The following is an 18,281-nucleotide window of genomic DNA, read 5'->3' on the forward strand; positions in this document are numbered from 1 at the left end:
TTTAGTTTCAGTATCCTCCTTTAAGTATCCACAAGCGGATCGATGCATGGATGTTGCGGTACGGCCTCTCCTCAGCGAGGAAAGGTTGAGTAAGTGAGGGGTCAAGAACCCGCATATTGGAGAATAGTAGGTTTGTGGGCGCAAGTTCTGGTAGGGATAGAACCAGCTGGATCAAATCAATTCGCCGGTAAGGGATGAGATAGTGGGGCGTAGTACAACGGCATAGTTGCATAATTTAGCCGAAAGGAAGAGATGTGTATAGGTTTAAAGGCTTTGATAGCGCTCAGTGTGGTGATAGTATGTCCGCGCTTGAAGCTATGGTCAACGCCTGGATGGAGGGAGAGCATCCACGTATTCGGTATATGTGCCAGAGTATGCGCGGAGAACATATATTGCTTAGCTTTGTGTATGAGGATTCGCGCGAGCTAGAGCAACGTGTTTCGGCTCAAACCCAGTCCAGCATTACCGGCGGCTTGCCGAGATTTTTTGATGATGAGTTTACTGATGATCATCCTACCAGTCCCAGGATTCCTGCAACACCGCCTCCCATGCATTAGGGCATGCGCTAGTAATTATTAGGGATAGTAATGTCAAATCCATATCTGATCTATAGTACTCCTGATGGGGAGATACGCGAGGAGCCTCGTTTACAGGCGCTCGCCTTCGGTGATCGTCCTCTCAAGCCAGCTGATTTGATTCCTTTGCCTGATGGGGTGACACTTTCGATGATGCCTGATCGTCTCGCTGTGGGGCTTAAGCGCAATGGTGAGCGCCAGGTTATAGGCAAAACGCGCGGCTGGGCCATGGCGGCTTTATTGCCGATTGGGTTTACACGCACGCTCTTGCCTGCCTATGAGAAGGTTCCCGATACTGAGCCTTTACCTTTCTTTGGCTATAGCGCAATTGCGGGAATGCATGGGCGTCTCTACGTGGCCGCTCTCAAGACTGATAATCCTCATAAGTGGCACCCACGCGCTTTTAATAAGCACACCTTAGAACAGCTGGTCCGTGAGAAGCAAGCAACCTATAGCGCTAATCGTATTGTGCAGCAGCACGCGCACTGTGCTCTGGATTATGCCTGTCCTACGGCAAGCAATCTTTTCTTTGGGCGCTGGGAGATGGCCATCGCGGTTTCTCCTGGCTGTAATTCGCGCTGCATCGGCTGTATCTCCAAGCAGGAAGAGGATAATTTGATCTCTCCTCAAGATCGGCTTACCTTTATTCCCAGCGTGGAGGAGATCGTAGAGGTTGCGATACCTCACCTGGAGCAGGCCGAGGAGGCTATTGTGAGCTTTGGCCAGGGTTGTGAGGGAGAGCCACTATTGCAATGGCGGCGTATAGAGCTGGCCATCAGGGCGATGAGGGCACGTACCGATAAAGGCGTGATCAATATTAATACAAATGGTAGCAATCCACGCTGGGTACAACGTCTCTACGATGCCGGCCTGGATACGATCCGCGTTAGCACTATCTCAGGCCACCCCGAGACATATACAGCTTACTATCGCCCGATCGGATATAGCTTTGAAGATGTGAAAGAGTCGTTGAGGCGTGCAGGTGATGCCGGGGTGCATAGCTCTATTAATCTACTTAGCTTTCCTGGCCTGGTTGATCGCGAGCGTGAAGTCGAATCTTTACTCTCCCTCATCAAAGAAACCGGATTGAAGCTCATCCAGTTGCGCAATCTTAATATTGATCCCGAAGTATTCTTGCCGCGCATGCCGGATCTGGATTCTATGGGCAAGGCTTTGGGGATTCCGGCTATGCTTGAGATATTGAGACGGGAAGCGCCGGAGGTCGAGATCGGGAATTTCACCCGCCCGGTGAAACGTCAGCTGGTTGGCTCGTCTACCGAGGCATAATGTTGAGAAACGTGTAGAAAGGGGCTCTGAAGGGTTTGGCAATCCTGGCCCCTTCTCCACATTCCCTACCTATTTTTTCCTATTTTTTTTGCGCGACTCTTTAGCTATTTTATGTTTGGCGCGTTTATTAATCTCGTATTTTCTAGAATTGGTGCTTAGTAATGGACCGAATTGCTCAGTCCTCTTCGGCTCGTAGGTGAAGTGAAGTACACTCACTTGCCGCTCAACTGCGGCTTGCTCTTCCTGGGGCTTCTCCCAGGAGACGCACACGTTTCTATCCACTTTTCCCGCTTCAAAAGCGCTCTGAATGAGTGCATCGGCCTCTGTGGCTTTCATTTCGACGAGATTATTAATGAGGAAAGCGTTCAAAAGTGCTGGATTCTCTGCAAAGTGCTCTAATTGCTGGGTCAGGAGAGCGATGCAGGCCTGGCGCTCATGCGGATGCCTGGCGCAGATTCTACTGATAGCCTGAATTGCCGCGCGGCGTGGGTAGAGCTCCTGCTTTGCATCTGCTATAAATGCGCTCAGCCGGGGCAGGGCCTCTGCTCCAATCGTGCCATAAAATTCCTGTAGGGCCTCTGCCATCCAATCGTTGTTGAGCTCGGTAAAAAGTGGAAGTAGAGGCTCGACTGCTTCTTTCGCCTGTAGTTGCGTCAAGGCACGCAAGGCGTGGACGGGAGCGGCAAATTCAAAATCATTGGCCTCGTCGCGGATCAGCTCTTTATTCGTGGCAAGTTGGATCAGCTCCGGTACATGCTCTGGCCGTATGCCAAACTCCTGAGGATAGTTAATCCATTCTTGCTCTACGAATGGCTCTAGAGGGCGATAGGCGAGTAATCTATGAGCTGGCGTGGCATCAGACGTCTCAGGAATCTCTTCGGGAATTCCAGACTGAGTTTGTGGCTCCGGCTCAGAATTTTCAGCGGGCGAAGGCTGTGGCTCCAGTGCGAGTCCTGGCTCTGCGGAAAACCCAGATTCTGCGCTTTGTGCGGGCGGCGCTGGGATATCTGCCGCCGGCGTTTGTGCGGGCGCAAGTGTCACTTCTTCGAGATCTGAGCCCTGGGTCAGGTCTGGCTTCAGTTCTGCAGAGCGCCCGGAAATAGTTGGGATGGCTGTTGTAGTAATTTTCGTGGTTTCACGCAGCATCCTGCGCGCGGCAACTGCTACCGGATCAACGTCTAGCAAGGCCAGACAGTCGCGGGTAGAACATCCCTCTGGTGTGCCAAGCGAATGGTCGCGATAGAAGCAGGGCATGCAGGGAAGATCGAGGCGCACTACAGTTGCCAGTTTAGAGGTTGGATCGCCAGTGTAAGGGCCCCAGGCTTTATGGTTAGTGAGGCCAAAGATGGCCACGGTTGGCGTTCCAACTGCTGTAGCCAGATGCATAAGTGCCGAATCGTTGCCTACAAGGAGATCGGCATGTTGTAGGGCCGCCGCGGCAACTTTGATACTCCCTTTGCCGGCCAGGCTGCGCACAGGCATAGCTGAGCGCATCAGGCTGCTAATATGCTGATGTAGCTCGACCTCTTCTGGCCCGCCCATTAACACGAGCTGACCCCCTGCATCCTCAAATAGCGTATCGGCCAGGGCGGCAAAGCGTTCTGGAGCCCAGCGGCGCGCCGTGCTATAACCGCCGCTGCCCGGATGCATAGCGATGATGGGACGTGGCAGGTCTAGCGGGGAATGATCTTCATATATCAGTTGGCGCCCCTCTGCTTGCTCCTTTTCGCTAAGAGGTAGTTCCAAGCGCTTGTTCTTAATGGTGGCTCCGGCGGCTTGCGCGATAGCCATGCTATATTCGGCCTCGTGCATTGCGCCAAAGCCCTGGTCGGGGACGCGCACGTTCAAAAACCAGCCATGCCCGTTGTCAAGGCCTATGCGCCATCTAGCGCCAGTAGCGCGCATGAGGGCCTGGTGCTTATAGCGTCCAAAGCGAAGCGTGAGGTGGTGAAAGAGCAATACTGCATCATAATGTCCATCGCGCAAGGTATGCCAGAGAGGCGTGAGGTGGAGCAAATTATGGGGATGCTTAATCATCTGCTGGGGGTAATCAAAGAGATATTTATTAAGGACGATAATATTGTCGATAACCTCCCAGTCGTTAAGCAGACCCGCTGAATCTGGCGTGACCAGCAGATCGATACGAGCCAGTGGATAGCTCTCGCGCAGCGCTCGTAGCGCCGGCGTGGAAAGAAGCAAGTCTCCAATGCCAGCCAGCTTGACCACGAGAATATGGGCGTTTGCTGGAAGCGTGATATGACTTTTATGCATAGTTTTCTCGCTAGTTCCTAGAACAGAGATCGGTCATAGTGTCGTATAGTGCAGTAATCCTGAAAACCGAGACGGCGATAAATATTTTCACTCATCTCAGTCGGCGAGAGAACTGCTATTCTATATCCTAGCTTACGGATCTCATGCAAAATATGTTGGGTCATAATTGTGCCATAGCCTTTTCGCCTCGCTTCTGGAATGGTGGCGATACCATAGATGCCCGCTACACCAGCGTGTAAGAATAATGAGCCCATGGCGACGGGGACGCCATCTTGCCAGCCAAGATAATGATGCCACTGCTTGCCAGCTCCAAAGCCAATAGAGACGTAGCATTCGTAGTAGTTCTGCGCCTTTTCGGGCTTTGAGTCAAAGCCCTGGATCTCGATAGCGCGTAAGTTTTTTAGGGTTTCTGCGTCTTCAGCCTCTTTGATTTCAAAGGTTGGGGGAAGTTGAACGGGCTCTTCGCCGATAGCTTGAATATCGGCTACCATGCCGATTGTTTTATCTGCATACGTGAAGCCATGAGCTTCTAGCTGCCTGGCCAGGTGGGCGGGTCGCGTCGAAGGGCCTATGGACCAGCCAATAAAGTCTACCTTGCGCGCTTTAAAAAGGTCGAGCGTTTCATTGATTCTACGGTCAACATAGGCAGGATCTTCGTCGAGAAAGTGCGAGATCAGGACGCCATTGAGATAAGGGCGGCCAGTATAAAACCAGAGCAGTTCTGCATCCTCATGGAGTTCAGCGCCAGCTAAACCCTGGCCAAAGCAGGCCATCTCACCAGAGAGGTTGGCTTCTGCGGCGGCGGGAAGCTCCGGATCTGCTAAGTTCTTGAATATTTTGCTCATGAATGTTGGGACTCCTTATGCTCTACTGGTCTATGAGAATCTTGCTGTAATTTCTCACAAACTATGGAATAGACCTGGGTTGGCGTAATATTTTTCATACATTGTGTTGTAAAGAATCTACAGTCAGCCGGGCTTTTGGCATCATAGCAAGGGCTGCACCAGATGTCGCTACGCAAGATGGTGGCTTGGGGGCTGACTGGACCACTTAAGGCCGGATCTGTAGGACCATGAATAGCTATCAATGGAGTACCCACGGCCGCAGCAATGTGCATAGGTCCGCTATCGCCAGTGATCATCAGATCGGCGTGCTGGAGCAGAGCGGCGAGTTGGGCCAGACTTGTTTTTCCGGCCAGATTGATGGGATGGGCATGCAGGCGCCGTGTGATCTTCTCAATAAGTGGGATATCAGCGGGAGCGCCTGTGAGAACTACATTACAGTGATCTTCTTGCATGAGACGATCTATGAGCGTAGCCCAGTATGGAATAGGCCAGCGCTTGGATTGTCCATTATTTGAGCTGACATGGCAGGCAATTAAAGGCAGCTTTTCCTGCATGCCCGCTGCCTTGAGCATTTGTGCGATTTCGTGGCGTGCTTGCTCATCCACATAAAGGCGCGGAATGCGATCCTCGGGAATGACTTCGACTCCGGCGGCTCTGGCCAATTGCAGGCAATAATCTACCTCGTGCTGATGATCTTGTGGGCCCCAATGCTGGCCGGCAACTTTATCGGTTAAGAAGCCTGGATAGCTTTCCTGGGCAAAGCCAAGGCGTCTTTTAGCTCCGCTGAGCAGAGCCAGGATGCTGGCCCACGGGCCAAAGACACTTACGGCAAGATCGTAGTGGCGAGCCTGCAAGCGCTGTTGCAGCTGCTTAGCCTCATGCCAGTGCTGGGGCTGTAGTAAGGCTTTGGGACGCCGCCAGATATTTGGATCGTATGTAATGACATTGCTAATATCGGGATCGGCAGCTATAACTTTAGCGCTGGAGGGCAAAGCCAATAGATCAATCTCGGCGTCTGGATAGGTGCGCTTTAAGGCTCGTACGACAGTCAATGAAAGCACTAGATCGCCGATGAGATCGAGGCGAATCACCAGAATGCGCCTGGGGAAGAAATTGTAAGCTCGTAAGGGTTGATAGTGCTTGAAGCCTTGCTGCAACCTGAGATAGGCCCCATAGCCGCCTAGCAGGAAGTAAATAGCAGTGAGTAGCGCGTGCTTGCTTCCATGCACCACAGTATTGCGGAGCTTGCGCTGTGAGGTTGGTTGGGATGGATAGCCATAATCATCTATGCTGTCTGGCTGTGTTATTTGTGTCATCTTAATTCCTGTAAATCAATCATTGAGCTTTCTGTGACTGCATTATAGGGACACTTATAGAAAGTTGCAATCCCCGCAACCAGTTGAGCCACCGGTGATGATGGGCTTGAGCCGGGTCTCGGGGCATAGAGTATCGTCGGTATGGGCTGGCATACCAACTAATGCGAATGGCTAAATCCCATCACGGGATTGAGTGCTGAAGGCTCAGGCATCTTCAGGCCTCAGTTGGAAGCGCAAGGTGATCCAGGGGGCCTGGGTCAGGGCCTGGCGCATCTTGTCCTGGTCTGTAAAGGTTTGCTCTAAGCGTCTTCCTTCGCAGATAAAGGTCACGCTCTTCTTCTCAAATGGCCAGGGATTGAGAGTCATCCTGGTTGTATCCTCGCTTTGGGGTGTGAGCGTCAGGGTTGTAAAGGCTGTGCTGGCGGGCACCTGCGCAATGGTTCTCGGCTGGGACCTGCCGAAGCAGAGAAGAAGCGATAGGGCATCCCAGGCTCGTATCAATTTCTGATTGCGTGCGATAATCTCTGGTTTCGCGTAGGTAGAGTAGTAGGGGTCCTGGCGCAATCCATTGAGCAGTTCTTGCTGAAGTGCATATTCATGGTCGCTAAACGCTTGCCAGTCCTGGTTCGGCTCTTGGGCAAGGCGCGGCTTATCGAAGTCCTCATACAGGCTGGTGAAGTGCATAGAGACGAGGAGCGCCGCGTAACGACTCTGCGGGATCTCAAGAGAAGAAGCGCTGGAGATAATGGAGAGTCGCATAGGCTGTGGGGTATCCAGAAAGCTATAGGGGCGACCCGTGTGCGGATTAAGCGCGGGCGCGGTTTCCCAGACTGCATGGGCTATATCGTGCTGCGCAGCGGCCAGGCAAACTTCCTCGTAGGGAGAGAAATAGCCAAACTGCTCATTGCCCCAGGCTCTAGCTATTTGTCCGGCGAGCCAGGCATGAGCGGGTTGACCGATAGCAATCAGACCGCCCTTATCTTCGCGGTATAACATATGTGCTAGCCTTTCCCAATAATATTTTCATATAGCCATAAAGAGGGATTACTCTATCCTGATTGTATGATATTCAACCTGCCAAACAGAGAAGAAGATAGATTTCGGCAGTCTTGAGAGGCTTTTCGCTACTATTTGATGTTGCTGTGAGAAGGGCAAATTTTTGCCTGGTTCTGCCATCGAGCGCAAGGAATGTCAGAAGGTTCGCCGAGAGGAAGAGAGGTAGGGCGCGCCCGGAGAGAGCGGCCCTGCCTTGGAGAACTGTTTATTGATAGTGGCTTGTGTTAGCGCATGGCGACTGAGTAGTGATGTACATCTTTGCCATGTCATCGGGAGTGGTTCCATAGGTCAGGCTGCTCCAGTTGACCACGCAGGGCTTGAGAACATAGAGGTTCCTTACCTGAAAGATCGGAAGCCAGGCTACGTCGTTGACAAGTTGCTGCTCTGCCTGATCATATTGCTGCATACGCTGGGCCTGGTCTGTCGTATTGGCATCGGCTTTTTGAATGAGCTGCTGAGTTTGCAGTTGCTGAGCCGCATCAGAAGAGCTGTTCTGACCATAGTTAGGGAGATTTGTCCCTGAACCTTTGCCAAACTGATTATTTGTCCAGTTTTCGGGATCGGGCGTTCCGCCCCAGGCTATGGATGCGGCCATAACATTACTATTGCCAACAGAGCCAACGATGGACGAGATGAGTTTATTGGTATCCATATCATCTATTTTGACATTGATACCTAGATTGTTTTGCCACATTTGCTGAGCTACAGCGAAGAGATTGCGCGCATCCTCAGCGCCGCCCGATGTGACCGAGAAGACAATGGGTGGCAACGTCGCGCGGGTCAGGCCCTCTTCCTTTAAGCCTTCATCAAAGAGTTGACGGGCAAGTTTGGGATCGCCAGCTGTACCTTTCACACCAGCCGGGCCTATCAGATTAGGATTATAGCCGTTAGCGCCTTGCGGTATGATATGGTTTGAGGGAATGTAGGTGCCTTTATAGATTTTCTGCGTAATCTCATCCTTATTGAGAGCGAGAGCAAAAGCCTGGCGAATTTTGATGTTGTCAAAAGGCTTCACCAGATAGTTCATCAGAAAGAAGCTGATCTGTAGCGCCAGGTCCTGGTGAAATTGGTGATCGGGTAGCGCTTTGGCTTCGTCGAGCTTTACCTTGGGCACTGTCGCAAAATCGAGTCCATTCACCTGATAAGAACGATAGCTTGTATCTGCCGTGGAAAAGAAAGGACGCGCAATCATTCTTAGCTGTGGCTTTTTCCCAAAGTAGTAGGGATTGGGGGTAAAGTCGATTTCCTTACCGTGATCAAATTTGGAGACGATCCAGGCTCCGCTGCCACCGCCTTGATTCAGGTGTTGAGTGAAATCCTTGCCATATTTCTCAACTGCTTGTTTTTCAACAATATAGCCTTCCTGGAACGTGAGTCCATCAAGAAAATAAGCTGCTGGCACGCTTGTTTTGATGATGGCTGTATGCGGATCTGGAGCCAGCAGGCTATCGCCGATAAGCGTTTTAAGCTTGCCGGCTTGCAGCTTGTCAGAATCTTTGATCGGAGCCAGAAAATTAGCAAAGCCTGCTTTAGTATCAGGGAGCAGAACGCGATTGTAGCTATAGACTACATCAGCTGATGTGACAGGGGTACCGTCGCTCCACTTAGCATTATCCCGCAGTTTGAAGGTCCAGGTCAGGCCATCTGAGCTGGTAGAATAGCTTGAGGCCAGATCAGGTATAAGTTTGCCCTGGCTATTATACTGAACCAGTCCGCTATAGATAAGGCCGATCGCAGCGCCTGAATAGGCATCAGTGGCAAGGGCAGGATCAAGCGTGGCGATATCGCTAATCCCTTCATAAGGCCAGGCAAGAACCTGTTGCTTATCGGGAGCCTTGCTAACCTGTCCTGTCGTCGGACTGCTAGGGCTGCTACAGGAGGCTAAGAGCGTAGTGAGGACGATGGCGGCAAATGTGAGGAACTTCCAGGTGGCTCTCGTGCTCCATTGCATGAAAGATATCTCCTTTCACCAATACGTGGGACGAAACAAATTATGAAGATAAACGTGGAACTAGCAAAAAAACTAGTTAATTGATATACGTTATCATGTTTCGCTTATTTCTCGTCGATATAGCTTGCATTCGGTCAGGATTCCTGGCGTTGTGAGGTGCTAGCTTTGCACTGGCAAATTATAAGGGGGGCTCTTGAAGAAGGCAGAAGTGGAACGAACTGGTGAGATCCGTTCCACTTCTGCTATAGAAGGCTATTGGTAACTGCTTGTGTTAGCGCAAGGAGCCTTGTTAGAGATATGGATGTTGGCCCAGTCACCGGCTGTTGGGCTAAATGCACCGCCGTGCCAATCCTCTACGCAGGGCTTCAAGACATAAACAGTGGTTTTCTGGGTGTAAGGTATCCAGGACACCTGATCCACAAGTTGCTGTTCGGCCTGCTGATATTGCTGCATACGCTCATCGTGATTCTCAGTATTGGCATCTGCTTTTGCCAGTAGCTCTATGACCTTATTTTGCTGCTCCATCAGGGGAGTTTTATTCTGGTCATAGTTTGAGAAGTTGGTGCCCGAGCCAGGGCTGAACTGATTAGAAGTCCAGTTTTGCGGATCGGCGGTTCCGCTCCAACCAATAATCGTGGCCATAACATTAGTATTGCCGGCCGAACCGGTGATGCTGGTCACGAGCTGATTGAACTCCATATCATTGATTTTTACCTGAATATTGAGCGCTGCTTGCCACATCTGCTGCATGACGGCGAATGCGTTACGCATATCTTGCGAACCATTTGAGGAAACCGAGAAGACGATCTGCGGCATAGTTGCGCGGGTCAGGCCTTCCTCCTGCAAGCCTTCTTCGAAAAGCTTTTTGGCGAGCGCAGGGTCTCCAGATGTGGTTTTTGCGCCAGCAGGGCCAACAAGATTGGGATTATAGCCAGCCGCACCCTCTGGGATAATATGGTTTGTCGGAACAAGCGTGCCCTTGAAGACTTTCTGCGCTATCTCGTCCTTATTGAGAGCAAGAGCGAAAGCCTGGCGAATTTTCGTGTTGTCAAACGGCTTGACCATGTAGTTGAGAGCGATGAAATTGATGCGCAAGGCAGGGTCCTGGTGGAATTGTCCATCCGGGAGAGCTTTGGCTTGCGCGAGATTAGGCGTAGGAACGCTTGCCATGTCGGAATTGTTGACTTGATAGTCTTTGTAGCTGGTATCAATAGAATTGGTGAATGGGCGTACTAGTAGCTTCAGTTGCGGCTTTTGCCCGTAATAGTATGTGTTGGGCACAAAATCGAGCTCTTTGTTGTGCTGGTACTTGGAGATCTTCCACAGACCAGCACCGCCTCCTTCGCCAAGATGGTTAATGAAATCCTGACCATACTTTTGCACAAAGCTTTTTTCAACTATGTATGCCACACTGGTAGCTGTCAGGGCATCAAGGAAATAAGCTATTTTCTTTTCGGTCACGATTGTGACGGTCTTTGGATCAGGGGCCAGCAGGCTTGTGCCGATGAGCGTTTTGATTTTACCTGCTGAGAGCTTTTTCGCATCTTTAATTGGACCCAGGAAGTTGGCAGCAAAGTTAGATTTGGTGGCAGGTTGAAGCGCCCGATCAAGGCTATAGACAACATCTTCAGATGTCACGGGATTGCCGTCGCTAAACTTTGCATCGTCGCGCAGCTTAAAAGTCCAGCGTAGCCCATCGGGGCTGATTGTGTAGCTTGCAGCCAGGTCGGGAACAATTTCGCCTTTATTGTTGACCTGTACGAGTCCGTTGAATAGCAGCTCAATAGATTGGGCGGAATAGACATCTGATTGATGGGCGGGATCGAGCGTAGCGATATCTTGTACGCCTTCGTAGGGCCAGACAAAGATCTGTTTATCTTCGGGCAATTTATTTGATGTAGGAGTAGTTGTCGTGTTGGTTCCGCCTCCTCCACAGGCGGTAAGTAATGTGATAAGAGTAATGATGCCTAAAGGAAACATGAGTTTCCAGGTGATCGTTTTGCGCAAGGGCATGGGCCTATCTCCTTTTTGGTCGAGGATACCTGAGCTAGCGAGGACTATACACTGCACGCTTGTATAGTATTACGTCCCAAATAAGGGCATTTCTCACTAGTAATATATCCATTAGGAAATATTGATTGTTGAGTTATGCGGAGAACACTGCTTGGTGAGGCTTGCCCGGGCCTGGTATATAGCGCAGGCTTCATAGAGAAAACGCTCTATGAAACCTGTTTGGGCATTGGCTGAGTCGCCAGGTTGGCAATAGCCTGTAAAACCTGCTGCTCTGAGATGCTGCGCACACAGGGATGCTGAGCTACTTCCTCTGCTGTAAAGTCGAGGCGGCCGCAAGGAATCGTTGCGCAGCCTTGACAACGTTGCTTTGAGGCAATGGCGATGTGGCGCGCTGCTGGACCCCAGGGGCCGAAGATGCGGGTGTCGGTCGGACCGAAGAGATTCACTGTAGGCACTCCCTGGGCAACCGCCAGGTGCAGCGGTCCGTTATCTACTCCCAGGACCAGTTGAGCGCGTTGTAATAGCGCGGCAAGTTGGCCCACCGTGGTATTTGTGAGGAGAAGTGCGGGGGCATCCAGCTTTCGCGCGATTTCTTCTAGCATTGGCCGCTCTTGCTGACTCCCCGTGAGTACGAGCTGTGGCGCCGTGGAAAATTGTGGCAGCGAGGCAAGCCGATTAGCGCAAGTCGCCCAGGCTTCGGGACGCCAGAGCTTGACCTCGCCTCCTGTACCGGCGTGGATGACGACGATTGGCTGTTCGGGACTAAGGCCTTCTGCTTGCAGATGTTCGCTTGCCCATTGCTGTTCAGCCGGTGTGGGCGTAAATTGCAGCGGGTAGCGCTCGGGCGTATATAGCTCGTCGAGCGGCTCGTAGCCAAGAGCCTGAAGACTGGCACTGATCAGGCGCAGATTGGATATGCTGGCGTGCTCGTGCGCTGGAAAGGGCAGTGCGTGCGTCAGGAAGGGTGTGCCCGGCTCTATAGCATAGCCGATGCGGCGTGGGATTGCTGCGAGATAGATAAGCGCAGCTCCCCACCAGAAATCGGGACGCAGGTTGATCGCCATTGCATAGTTTTCTCTGCGCAGCTGCTGAGCTGTCCTGAGCAAAAGCTTATAGGGCTCTAAGGGGCCTTGTGGCGCGCGCTGAAAACCGGGAAAAGGGCAGCTCATGAGCTGATTGATAGCCGGATGACGTGCTACAACCTCTTTTGACCAGGGCCAACCATCATTGTGATCTGGGCAGCAGGAAGGTGCTGCTGAAGCGCATGTAAGATCGGCGTGGTCAGGACCAGATCTCCAAGATGATCGGGACGGATGAGCAAAATGCGTGGATTGGCTGATAAGTGCCGTTGGGCGCTCCTGGTGGCCATATAGGCGCCAGGCACACCCAGAACGCGTACAATTGCCAGGATAAGAAGCCTGAGCAGGCGCTTCATGAAGCAACCTCCTTGCTTTGCGCACTGGAGGTAAGGCGCTCTACCGCCTCCCATACATCATCAACGCTCACGGAGGCCATACATGTGCAGTTAGCGCAGGCTTGCATCTGGCCCAGGAAAAAGCAGGGCCGTCCTGTAGGATGGCGCCAGATGGCTACATGTTTGGCTTCATCCAGAGGATAGGGTCCGTACTCCTGGGGACTGGTGGGGCCAAAGATGGCGATTACTGGAATGCCTACAGCCGCAGCCAGGTGCATCGGACTACTATCGTTGCCAATGAAGAGTGAGCAGGCTTCGAGTTGAGCCGCCAACTGACCAATGCTCAACTTCCCGGCAAGGTCAATGACAGTGCCTTCCGGGACATCGAGCTCATTCAGGATGGCCTGTGTCAGGGCTGTATCATCGGGCCCACCGATAAGGAGCACGCGGGCCTGGCGCTCCTTAACCAATCTATCTACCAGGGCTCTATAGCGTGCCAGGGGCCAGCGTTTGGCTGTTAACTCCATTCCCGGGTTGCTTCCTCCTCCGGGAAAAACAGCTATCTGCAAGCCCGAAGCATGTAGCGCGCTCTGCCTCTCTTCAGCTGTCGGTTGGAAGTGCATGTGGGGATGCTGGACCGTAAGCCCTATCGCACGGGCGAGATTGAGATAGATCTCAGCCTGGTGCTCCAACTGTTCAGGCGAGGTAGAGACTGCAACCTTATCGGTAAGCGCAAAGCCGCGACCCAGACTATCGGGTCCGACGCGGCGTGGTATTCCTGCCAACCAGGGAAGGAGCGCGAGCATAGGAGAGCGATCTAAAACAAAGGCGAGATCAAAGTGGCGCTGGCGTAAACGCTGGGCCAGCTTGAGATAATCGCTAAGGCTATAGCGCCCGCTTATTCCAACTGTCTGGCTATCGATAACGATATCCACAGCAGGCTGATGCTCTGCAATAACCTTGGACCAGCTTCCCGCCACATAAGTAATAGTTGCCTCGGGATAGTTGCTACGAATAACTTCTAGCAGTGGTGTAGTCATAATCAGGTCGCCAAGACAGCAGGGTTTGATCACAACAATGGAGCGTGGCTGTCGGCGGGCGCGTGCTACAAAAGGGCTACGAACGCCGTCAAGGGCTGCAAAAGGAACGCGTAGCAGGGTGCATAACGCAGTAATAATTTGCTGACGCAGAGCTATTGTCCTCCGTCTTTTTCGATTTGCGGCTCTTTTGAGCTCTGGAGATGCAGATTGCCGCTCTCCACTTCTCCGGTCTCGATTGACATTGCTGCTGTGTCTTGCACGGTTTGCTGATCCGCAACAGCGTAGCTCTGCTCGGATGCGCTTCCACGCACCGTTGGCAGATGGAACAGGTCGCTATCCTGGGTAGGGGCGCCACAATTATGGCAATAGATATTGCCAGGCACAATCTCGACGTTGCAATTGGTGCAGCGCGGCACTGTTCCAGAAGAAGACGTTCCGGCGGGCATAGAGATAGTGTCAAGAGAACTTATTGCCGTGTTGACGCCCGGCGGTGGAGGTGGAACGGTGACGGGAATCGTCGGGTCAAAGTGTGATTGATATGCCGGTGTAGGTGGTATATATGCAAGATCTCCAGCTTGGGGATGCGGGCCTGTAGAAGGCTGGGCAGGCTGAGCAAGATTTGTGGCTGCCGTTGAAGGGCCTGGCTGAGCTCCTGGCAACGGAACGCCCTGGCCCTGCGTAGCTTTAAGCTCTACTTGAGCCTGTTCCAACTGCTGGCGCAGGCTTACTAGCTCCTGACAGAGGGAAAGAAGCTCGCTCTGTGTGAGTTGCCCGGTAGCAAAGAGCTCCATAGTTCTGCTGAAAAGCATCTGCTGTCCCGTATTAATCTGGCGCGACAAATTATCAATCGTGGAACGGAGACGCTGGGCCTTGGCGATTCGCGCCGCCTCTTGCGTAGCTTTCTCCAAGCCACGTTGTACTGAGTCCCAAATGTTCATGAGCTTACATCCCTTTTGCTGAGTGGCTTTTTTAACTATTCTGACCCTGCCATTATAGCAAAGCCGGGGAGGGAAGTCGAGCAATGAAGAACAAACGGAGAAGCTTGAGCTTTCCCTGGTAAGGTGGTGCAGGGCAATTTGCTGGATCGCGCCGTAAATTGCCAGCTTGTGTTGCGACATTTCTTAACCAGGACTTCTGTTGTCCTTGCTAACGAATGGAAGCCCTCATTAGGCAGCGCTGCCAGGCGCGAGAAGCAGGTGAATGGGTAATCCTGGCATAAAGTCGGTGGATTCAAGGAGTCCTGGCGCGAGAAAGTAAGAAGAGAGGCGGGAATACTCTCAAGGTATCACCCTGCCCCTCTTCTGCCCTTTACTTTTTGTCCGAGCCAAGGATGGCATTCACTGTTGTACCACAGACAGCACACTGGCCACGGAGGGCAGGTTTGCCGTTTTTCATAGTGGTACGCTGGGCATCTTTCATCTCGGTCTTTTTCTTGCACTTCACGCAATAATATAAGTCTGCCAAGGCTTAATACCTCCTACATTTCGGTTAATAAAAACTGATATCTTTGGCGTTGGGATCAATTGCACGCGTAAGATAAACTTCGTATCTTTGAGTGTGCAATCGCTGATATACTCGTGTAGCACTGGCAAGATCGGGAAATGGGGCAAAGAGTGTTGGACCACTTCCCGAAAGCCGCACACAAGGAGCCCCTGCTTGCAGCATATCTTCTCTAGCCCGACCCACATCAGGGTAGTGTTCCAGCACACCGCGTTCCAGGCTATTGTGTAAATATTCCAGTCGAAAGGTATCTCTCGTTTGTAAGGCTGTACAGACGATGCGGCTTTGTTCGCCAGTGGTGTAGTCAAGAGGAGTGAGTTGGCGAAACACAGTTGCTGTTGAGATGCCGATGCTGGGTTTGACGAGGAGCAGCCAGCGCATGGATGCGGGCCAATTGGGCGCCAGGGGCGTCACTTTTTCCCCGCGTCCCTCACAGAGCGCCAGGCCTCCGGTCAGAAAAAACGGCACGTCAGAACCCAGGGAAGCCGCGATAGTAAGCATATCCCGTGGGGATAGCTCTAGCTGCCACCATTGCTGTAATGCTAACAATACTGCTGCCGCATCGCTACTCCCGCCGCCTAATCCAGCTGCGGTGGGAATACGTTTATGCAGCTCGATCATAAGCCCTTGAGTGAGTGAGAGCTGCTGAAGCACAGCTTCGGCTGCGCGCACAACCAGGTTATCCTGAGTGTTGAGCTCTGGCTGCGTGCAAAACACGCTAACACGCTGGTCCTCGGTCAGGGTAAGACAAATGGTATCATAAATATCGACGGTCTGCATGACTGTGGCGAGCTCATGATAACCATCAGGGCGTCTTCCCAACACGTCGAGTGTCAAGTTGATCTTGGCGTAAGACCGGATAGCGCGAGCCTGGCCTATGATATGTGTATGCTCTGTAGCATGCTGCAAGTGACTCATGGAAGCATTTTGCATAGAAATAAAAAACTTGTCAAGCTGGAGGCCGTTTTTGTGACCAAAGTAGTAGGAGGCGTTGCCAAAATTGCCTAGTAAAGTGGGCGATGTACTGCTCGATAGCCTAGAAATCCCTTTTTTTGAGAGTATGCCGGGCCTATGCTATACTGTAGCGTGTGCATGTGTAGATGCTTCGCTTCTAAATCCTGTATTTCTGTCAGCTCCTAGTGCAGGTGGGTAATATGGATATAACCATTGCGTATTTTCACTCTTTTCTCCATCCCGATATTGTCAAACGTGATTTCGAGCAGATACGAGCGGTGGGTGCGGGAAGTATTGTCTATGCCATACATGAACAGGAAGAGCAGCGCTGGTCGCGTGATCTGGAGCGAGGGTTGCGTTTAGCCCAGGATGCAGGGTTGAAGGTGCTTCTCAGTCTAGGGCGCTATGGCAATTTGTTCGCCGGTCCATCGTTGATGCCAAGCTGGTATACGTTCCGGCATCCCGAGTCGCGCCTGAAAGATAGGCATGGTCGCTCCCACGGTATTTCATGCTTCAACCATGAGCCTTTTCGGGCCTGGCTCTTTAAGGAGGTTGAGAATTATCTGAGGAACTATCCTATCAATGGTATTTTGCTCGATGAGCCACGTGGGCCTGATATCACCTGTTTCTGCTCAGCCTGCCGTGCGCTATGCCCGGATATTGTCGATTTGCAGCATTTTAGACGCCGCTCAATGATTGATTTCCTGGGGGAATTATTTGCTTGTGTGAAGCGAGTGGATCGACATGCCGGAACTGTGATTACTTTGCTTCCCCAGGATCTCTATCTCATCGATGAACTGGCCGCCTTGCCCCATCTCGATACAATTGGTTGCCATCTCTTCTGGCAGTTGTTACATGAAGATATAGAGCAAGTCAGGAGATGGGGGGATACTGTCGTAGATGCTGCGCGCCGGGCCGAGAAACGTAGCCAGCTCTGGCTGCAGAATTTTAGCCTTGATGAGGGCGATGAGCGGTTTCTTGAGCAATCTTTTGGGGATATGCTCAAAACCGAGCCTGACGAGGTGGCTTGCTACTATTACTGGCGAAATAATGCTGATCCCGAGCGGATCTGGCAAACGACACGTGGCCTATTGCGGCGTATTCCTCGTCGCCAGCTTCACTGGCAACCAACGCTTTCGCGCATCCCTATCCCCGCCTTACCGGAAGCCGAAAAAGAACAATAGACGCAAAAAAAGAGTATGGCGGGCTGATCGTTCAGCTTTTCATACTCTTTTTTGCGTTTTGTTTATTAGCAAAGGCTATTAGCGAGGCAAGAAGGCTGGCGAGTTCTCTTTTTCTTCTTGCTCAAGTTTCTCCAGCAGCTGACGCAGCGCCTTGATGTGCTGCTCTGTCTGCTCGCTAGAGCTGCTAGCTGTGAGAATAACCGCCTGGATACCCAGCAGGCTGAGGTTATAGACGTCAGCCTCGCTCAACTCTCCTTTTGCCTGGACAAAAGCCGGGAAGCGCGCAGCTTCGCGCACCGCGCGGTAATTCAAGAGCTCTTCTATAGTTAAAGCTCCAAGGCTATTAAGGCTAAAGTCTAAGCTCACGGCGGTAACGCCATTGAGGCCCATGATGTTGCGCAACAGTTCCGGGTAAGTCTCCTCAGTGCGCAGAGGAACTGTAACAACTTTTTCCAGTTCCTTTTTTTCGAGCGTGAGAAGATGCGCCGGTGCCTCGAATGGCAAAATTACAAAGCTGATCCCCTGGTCCTTAATGTGGCTCAGGCTATCGCGATCCAGCTTATTCAGGTTGCCGGTAATACGCAGCCCGGAAACAAGGTTCTCGCTGCTGGCTTTAGCAGCCTCGATCTCCCGCTTGAGCGTCTCAAAGAGCGTATTGTCCTTGCCATCCCAGGTAAAGAGGAGGCCATCGGCTCCAGCTTTAAGAGCTGCCTCCGCTCCCCCTGCGCTGATAGTAGGGAACTCGACGACAAGAGCTGCCGCATGCGGTTTAGACTCTATTCTATTCTTGCCAAGGAAGCCTATGCCACTACTGCTCTGTGCTCGGCGTGCCTGCGCAAACAAATCTTGCAGTTTAGCCATATCCTTAACGTCTC

Annotated in this window: 16 protein-coding genes; 3 read left to right on the forward strand and 13 right to left on the reverse strand. The window is 52.0% G+C overall.

Annotated features, from left to right (window positions below; translation table 11 throughout):
* Positions 1 to 254: 254 nt before the first annotated feature.
* Positions 255 to 557 (forward strand): hypothetical protein, encoded by a 303-nt coding sequence (locus EPA93_RS41090; RefSeq protein WP_129893097.1) that lies wholly within the window; start codon positions 255 to 257, stop codon positions 555 to 557.
* A 30-nt stretch (positions 558 to 587) separates the two neighbouring features.
* Positions 588 to 1,862, forward strand: coding sequence for a radical SAM family protein (locus EPA93_RS41095; protein ID WP_129893098.1), 1,275 nt, complete (start codon positions 588 to 590; stop codon positions 1,860 to 1,862).
* Positions 1,863 to 1,931: 69 nt separating this feature from the next.
* Here the strand turns inward: EPA93_RS41095 and EPA93_RS41100 are convergent, their stop codons facing one another.
* The 12 genes from EPA93_RS41100 to ispE all read right to left on the reverse strand — a co-directional run bounded on the left by EPA93_RS41100 (position 1,932) and on the right by ispE (position 16,186).
* Positions 1,932 to 4,133 carry a glycosyltransferase family 9 protein gene (locus EPA93_RS41100; RefSeq protein WP_129893099.1) on the reverse strand — a complete coding sequence of 734 codons (2,202 nt, stop codon included), beginning with the start codon at positions 4,131 to 4,133 and terminating at the stop codon, positions 1,932 to 1,934.
* A 17-nt stretch (positions 4,134 to 4,150) separates the two neighbouring features.
* On the reverse strand, positions 4,151 to 4,978 hold the full coding sequence (locus EPA93_RS41105; protein ID WP_129893100.1) for a GNAT family N-acetyltransferase: 828 nt from the start codon (positions 4,976 to 4,978) through the stop codon (positions 4,151 to 4,153).
* A complete protein-coding gene (gene waaF / locus EPA93_RS41110; protein ID WP_129893101.1) occupies positions 4,975 to 6,294 on the reverse strand; it encodes a lipopolysaccharide heptosyltransferase II in 1,320 nt (439 codons plus the stop codon). The genes EPA93_RS41105 and waaF (EPA93_RS41110) overlap by 4 nt, the downstream gene beginning before the upstream one ends.
* 204 nt (positions 6,295 to 6,498) lie before the next feature.
* Positions 6,499 to 7,290, reverse strand: coding sequence for a DUF3891 family protein (locus EPA93_RS41115; RefSeq protein WP_129893102.1), 792 nt, complete (start codon positions 7,288 to 7,290; stop codon positions 6,499 to 6,501).
* Positions 7,291 to 7,555: 265 nt separating this feature from the next.
* The gene (locus EPA93_RS41120) at positions 7,556 to 9,301 is read right to left on the reverse strand and encodes a peptide ABC transporter substrate-binding protein (RefSeq protein WP_129893103.1); all 1,746 of its coding nucleotides are present in this window, start codon (positions 9,299 to 9,301) and stop codon (positions 7,556 to 7,558) included.
* Positions 9,302 to 9,553: 252 nt separating this feature from the next.
* A complete protein-coding gene (locus tag EPA93_RS41125) occupies positions 9,554 to 11,314 on the reverse strand; it encodes a peptide ABC transporter substrate-binding protein (RefSeq protein WP_129893104.1) in 1,761 nt (586 codons plus the stop codon).
* A gap of 206 nt (positions 11,315 to 11,520) precedes the next feature.
* Positions 11,521 to 12,483 carry a glycosyltransferase family 9 protein gene (locus EPA93_RS41130; protein WP_129893105.1) on the reverse strand — a complete coding sequence of 321 codons (963 nt, stop codon included), beginning with the start codon at positions 12,481 to 12,483 and terminating at the stop codon, positions 11,521 to 11,523.
* A gap of 26 nt (positions 12,484 to 12,509) precedes the next feature.
* Positions 12,510 to 12,749, reverse strand: a complete 240-nt coding sequence (locus EPA93_RS41135) for a glycosyltransferase family 9 protein (protein WP_129893106.1) — start codon at positions 12,747 to 12,749, stop codon at positions 12,510 to 12,512.
* The gene (gene waaF, locus EPA93_RS41140; RefSeq protein WP_277988700.1) at positions 12,746 to 13,801 is read right to left on the reverse strand and encodes a lipopolysaccharide heptosyltransferase II; all 1,056 of its coding nucleotides are present in this window, start codon (positions 13,799 to 13,801) and stop codon (positions 12,746 to 12,748) included. The genes EPA93_RS41135 and waaF (EPA93_RS41140) overlap by 4 nt, the downstream gene beginning before the upstream one ends.
* Positions 13,802 to 13,920: 119 nt before the next feature.
* Positions 13,921 to 14,706: a zinc ribbon domain-containing protein gene (locus EPA93_RS41145; RefSeq protein ID WP_129893108.1), complete on the reverse strand. Its 786-nt coding sequence runs from the start codon at positions 14,704 to 14,706 to the stop codon at positions 13,921 to 13,923.
* 370 nt (positions 14,707 to 15,076) lie between these two features.
* Positions 15,077 to 15,211, reverse strand: coding sequence for a DUF5679 domain-containing protein (locus EPA93_RS50640; RefSeq protein ID WP_277988994.1), 135 nt, complete (start codon positions 15,209 to 15,211; stop codon positions 15,077 to 15,079).
* Between the two features lie 45 nt (positions 15,212 to 15,256).
* Positions 15,257 to 16,186 (reverse strand): 4-(cytidine 5'-diphospho)-2-C-methyl-D-erythritol kinase, encoded by a 930-nt coding sequence (gene ispE / locus EPA93_RS41150; protein WP_165423733.1) that lies wholly within the window; start codon positions 16,184 to 16,186, stop codon positions 15,257 to 15,259.
* A gap of 236 nt (positions 16,187 to 16,422) precedes the next feature.
* On the opposite strand from ispE, the gene EPA93_RS41155 reads away from it, so the two are divergent.
* A complete protein-coding gene (locus EPA93_RS41155) occupies positions 16,423 to 17,406 on the forward strand; it encodes a hypothetical protein (protein ID WP_129893110.1) in 984 nt (327 codons plus the stop codon).
* A 78-nt stretch (positions 17,407 to 17,484) separates the two neighbouring features.
* Here the strand turns inward: EPA93_RS41155 and EPA93_RS41160 are convergent, their stop codons facing one another.
* Complete coding sequence (locus EPA93_RS41160; RefSeq protein ID WP_129893111.1) at positions 17,485 to 18,267, reverse strand: hypothetical protein; 783 nt, start codon at positions 18,265 to 18,267, stop codon at positions 17,485 to 17,487.
* Between the last annotated feature and the right edge of the window lie 14 nt (positions 18,268 to 18,281).

The sequence above is a fragment of the Ktedonosporobacter rubrisoli genome (assembly GCF_004208415.1).
GTDB classification, from domain to species: domain Bacteria; phylum Chloroflexota; class Ktedonobacteria; order Ktedonobacterales; family Ktedonobacteraceae; genus Ktedonosporobacter; species Ktedonosporobacter rubrisoli.

Excerpts from the sequence above, each read along its gene's own strand:
- EPA93_RS41095 (WP_129893098.1), top strand. The coding sequence starts at position 588 with ATGTCAAATCCATATCTGATCTATAGTACTCCTGATGGGGAGATACGC.
- EPA93_RS41100 (WP_129893099.1), bottom strand. The coding sequence starts at position 4,133 with ATGCATAAAAGTCATATCACGCTTCCAGCAAACGCCCATATTCTCGTG.
- EPA93_RS41105 (WP_129893100.1), bottom strand. The coding sequence starts at position 4,978 with ATGAGCAAAATATTCAAGAACTTAGCAGATCCGGAGCTTCCCGCCGCC.
- waaF (WP_129893101.1), bottom strand. The coding sequence starts at position 6,294 with ATGACACAAATAACACAGCCAGACAGCATAGATGATTATGGCTATCCA.
- EPA93_RS41115 (WP_129893102.1), bottom strand. The coding sequence starts at position 7,290 with ATGTTATACCGCGAAGATAAGGGCGGTCTGATTGCTATCGGTCAACCC.
- EPA93_RS41120 (WP_129893103.1), bottom strand. The coding sequence starts at position 9,301 with ATGCAATGGAGCACGAGAGCCACCTGGAAGTTCCTCACATTTGCCGCC.
- EPA93_RS41125 (WP_129893104.1), bottom strand. The coding sequence starts at position 11,314 with ATGCCCTTGCGCAAAACGATCACCTGGAAACTCATGTTTCCTTTAGGC.
- EPA93_RS41130 (WP_129893105.1), bottom strand. The coding sequence starts at position 12,483 with ATGAGCTGCCCTTTTCCCGGTTTTCAGCGCGCGCCACAAGGCCCCTTA.
- EPA93_RS41135 (WP_129893106.1), bottom strand. The coding sequence starts at position 12,749 with ATGAAGCGCCTGCTCAGGCTTCTTATCCTGGCAATTGTACGCGTTCTG.
- EPA93_RS41145 (WP_129893108.1), bottom strand. The coding sequence starts at position 14,706 with ATGAACATTTGGGACTCAGTACAACGTGGCTTGGAGAAAGCTACGCAA.
- ispE (WP_165423733.1), bottom strand. The coding sequence starts at position 16,186 with ATGAGTCACTTGCAGCATGCTACAGAGCATACACATATCATAGGCCAG.
- EPA93_RS41155 (WP_129893110.1), top strand. The coding sequence starts at position 16,423 with ATGGATATAACCATTGCGTATTTTCACTCTTTTCTCCATCCCGATATT.
- EPA93_RS41160 (WP_129893111.1), bottom strand. The coding sequence starts at position 18,267 with ATGGCTAAACTGCAAGATTTGTTTGCGCAGGCACGCCGAGCACAGAGC.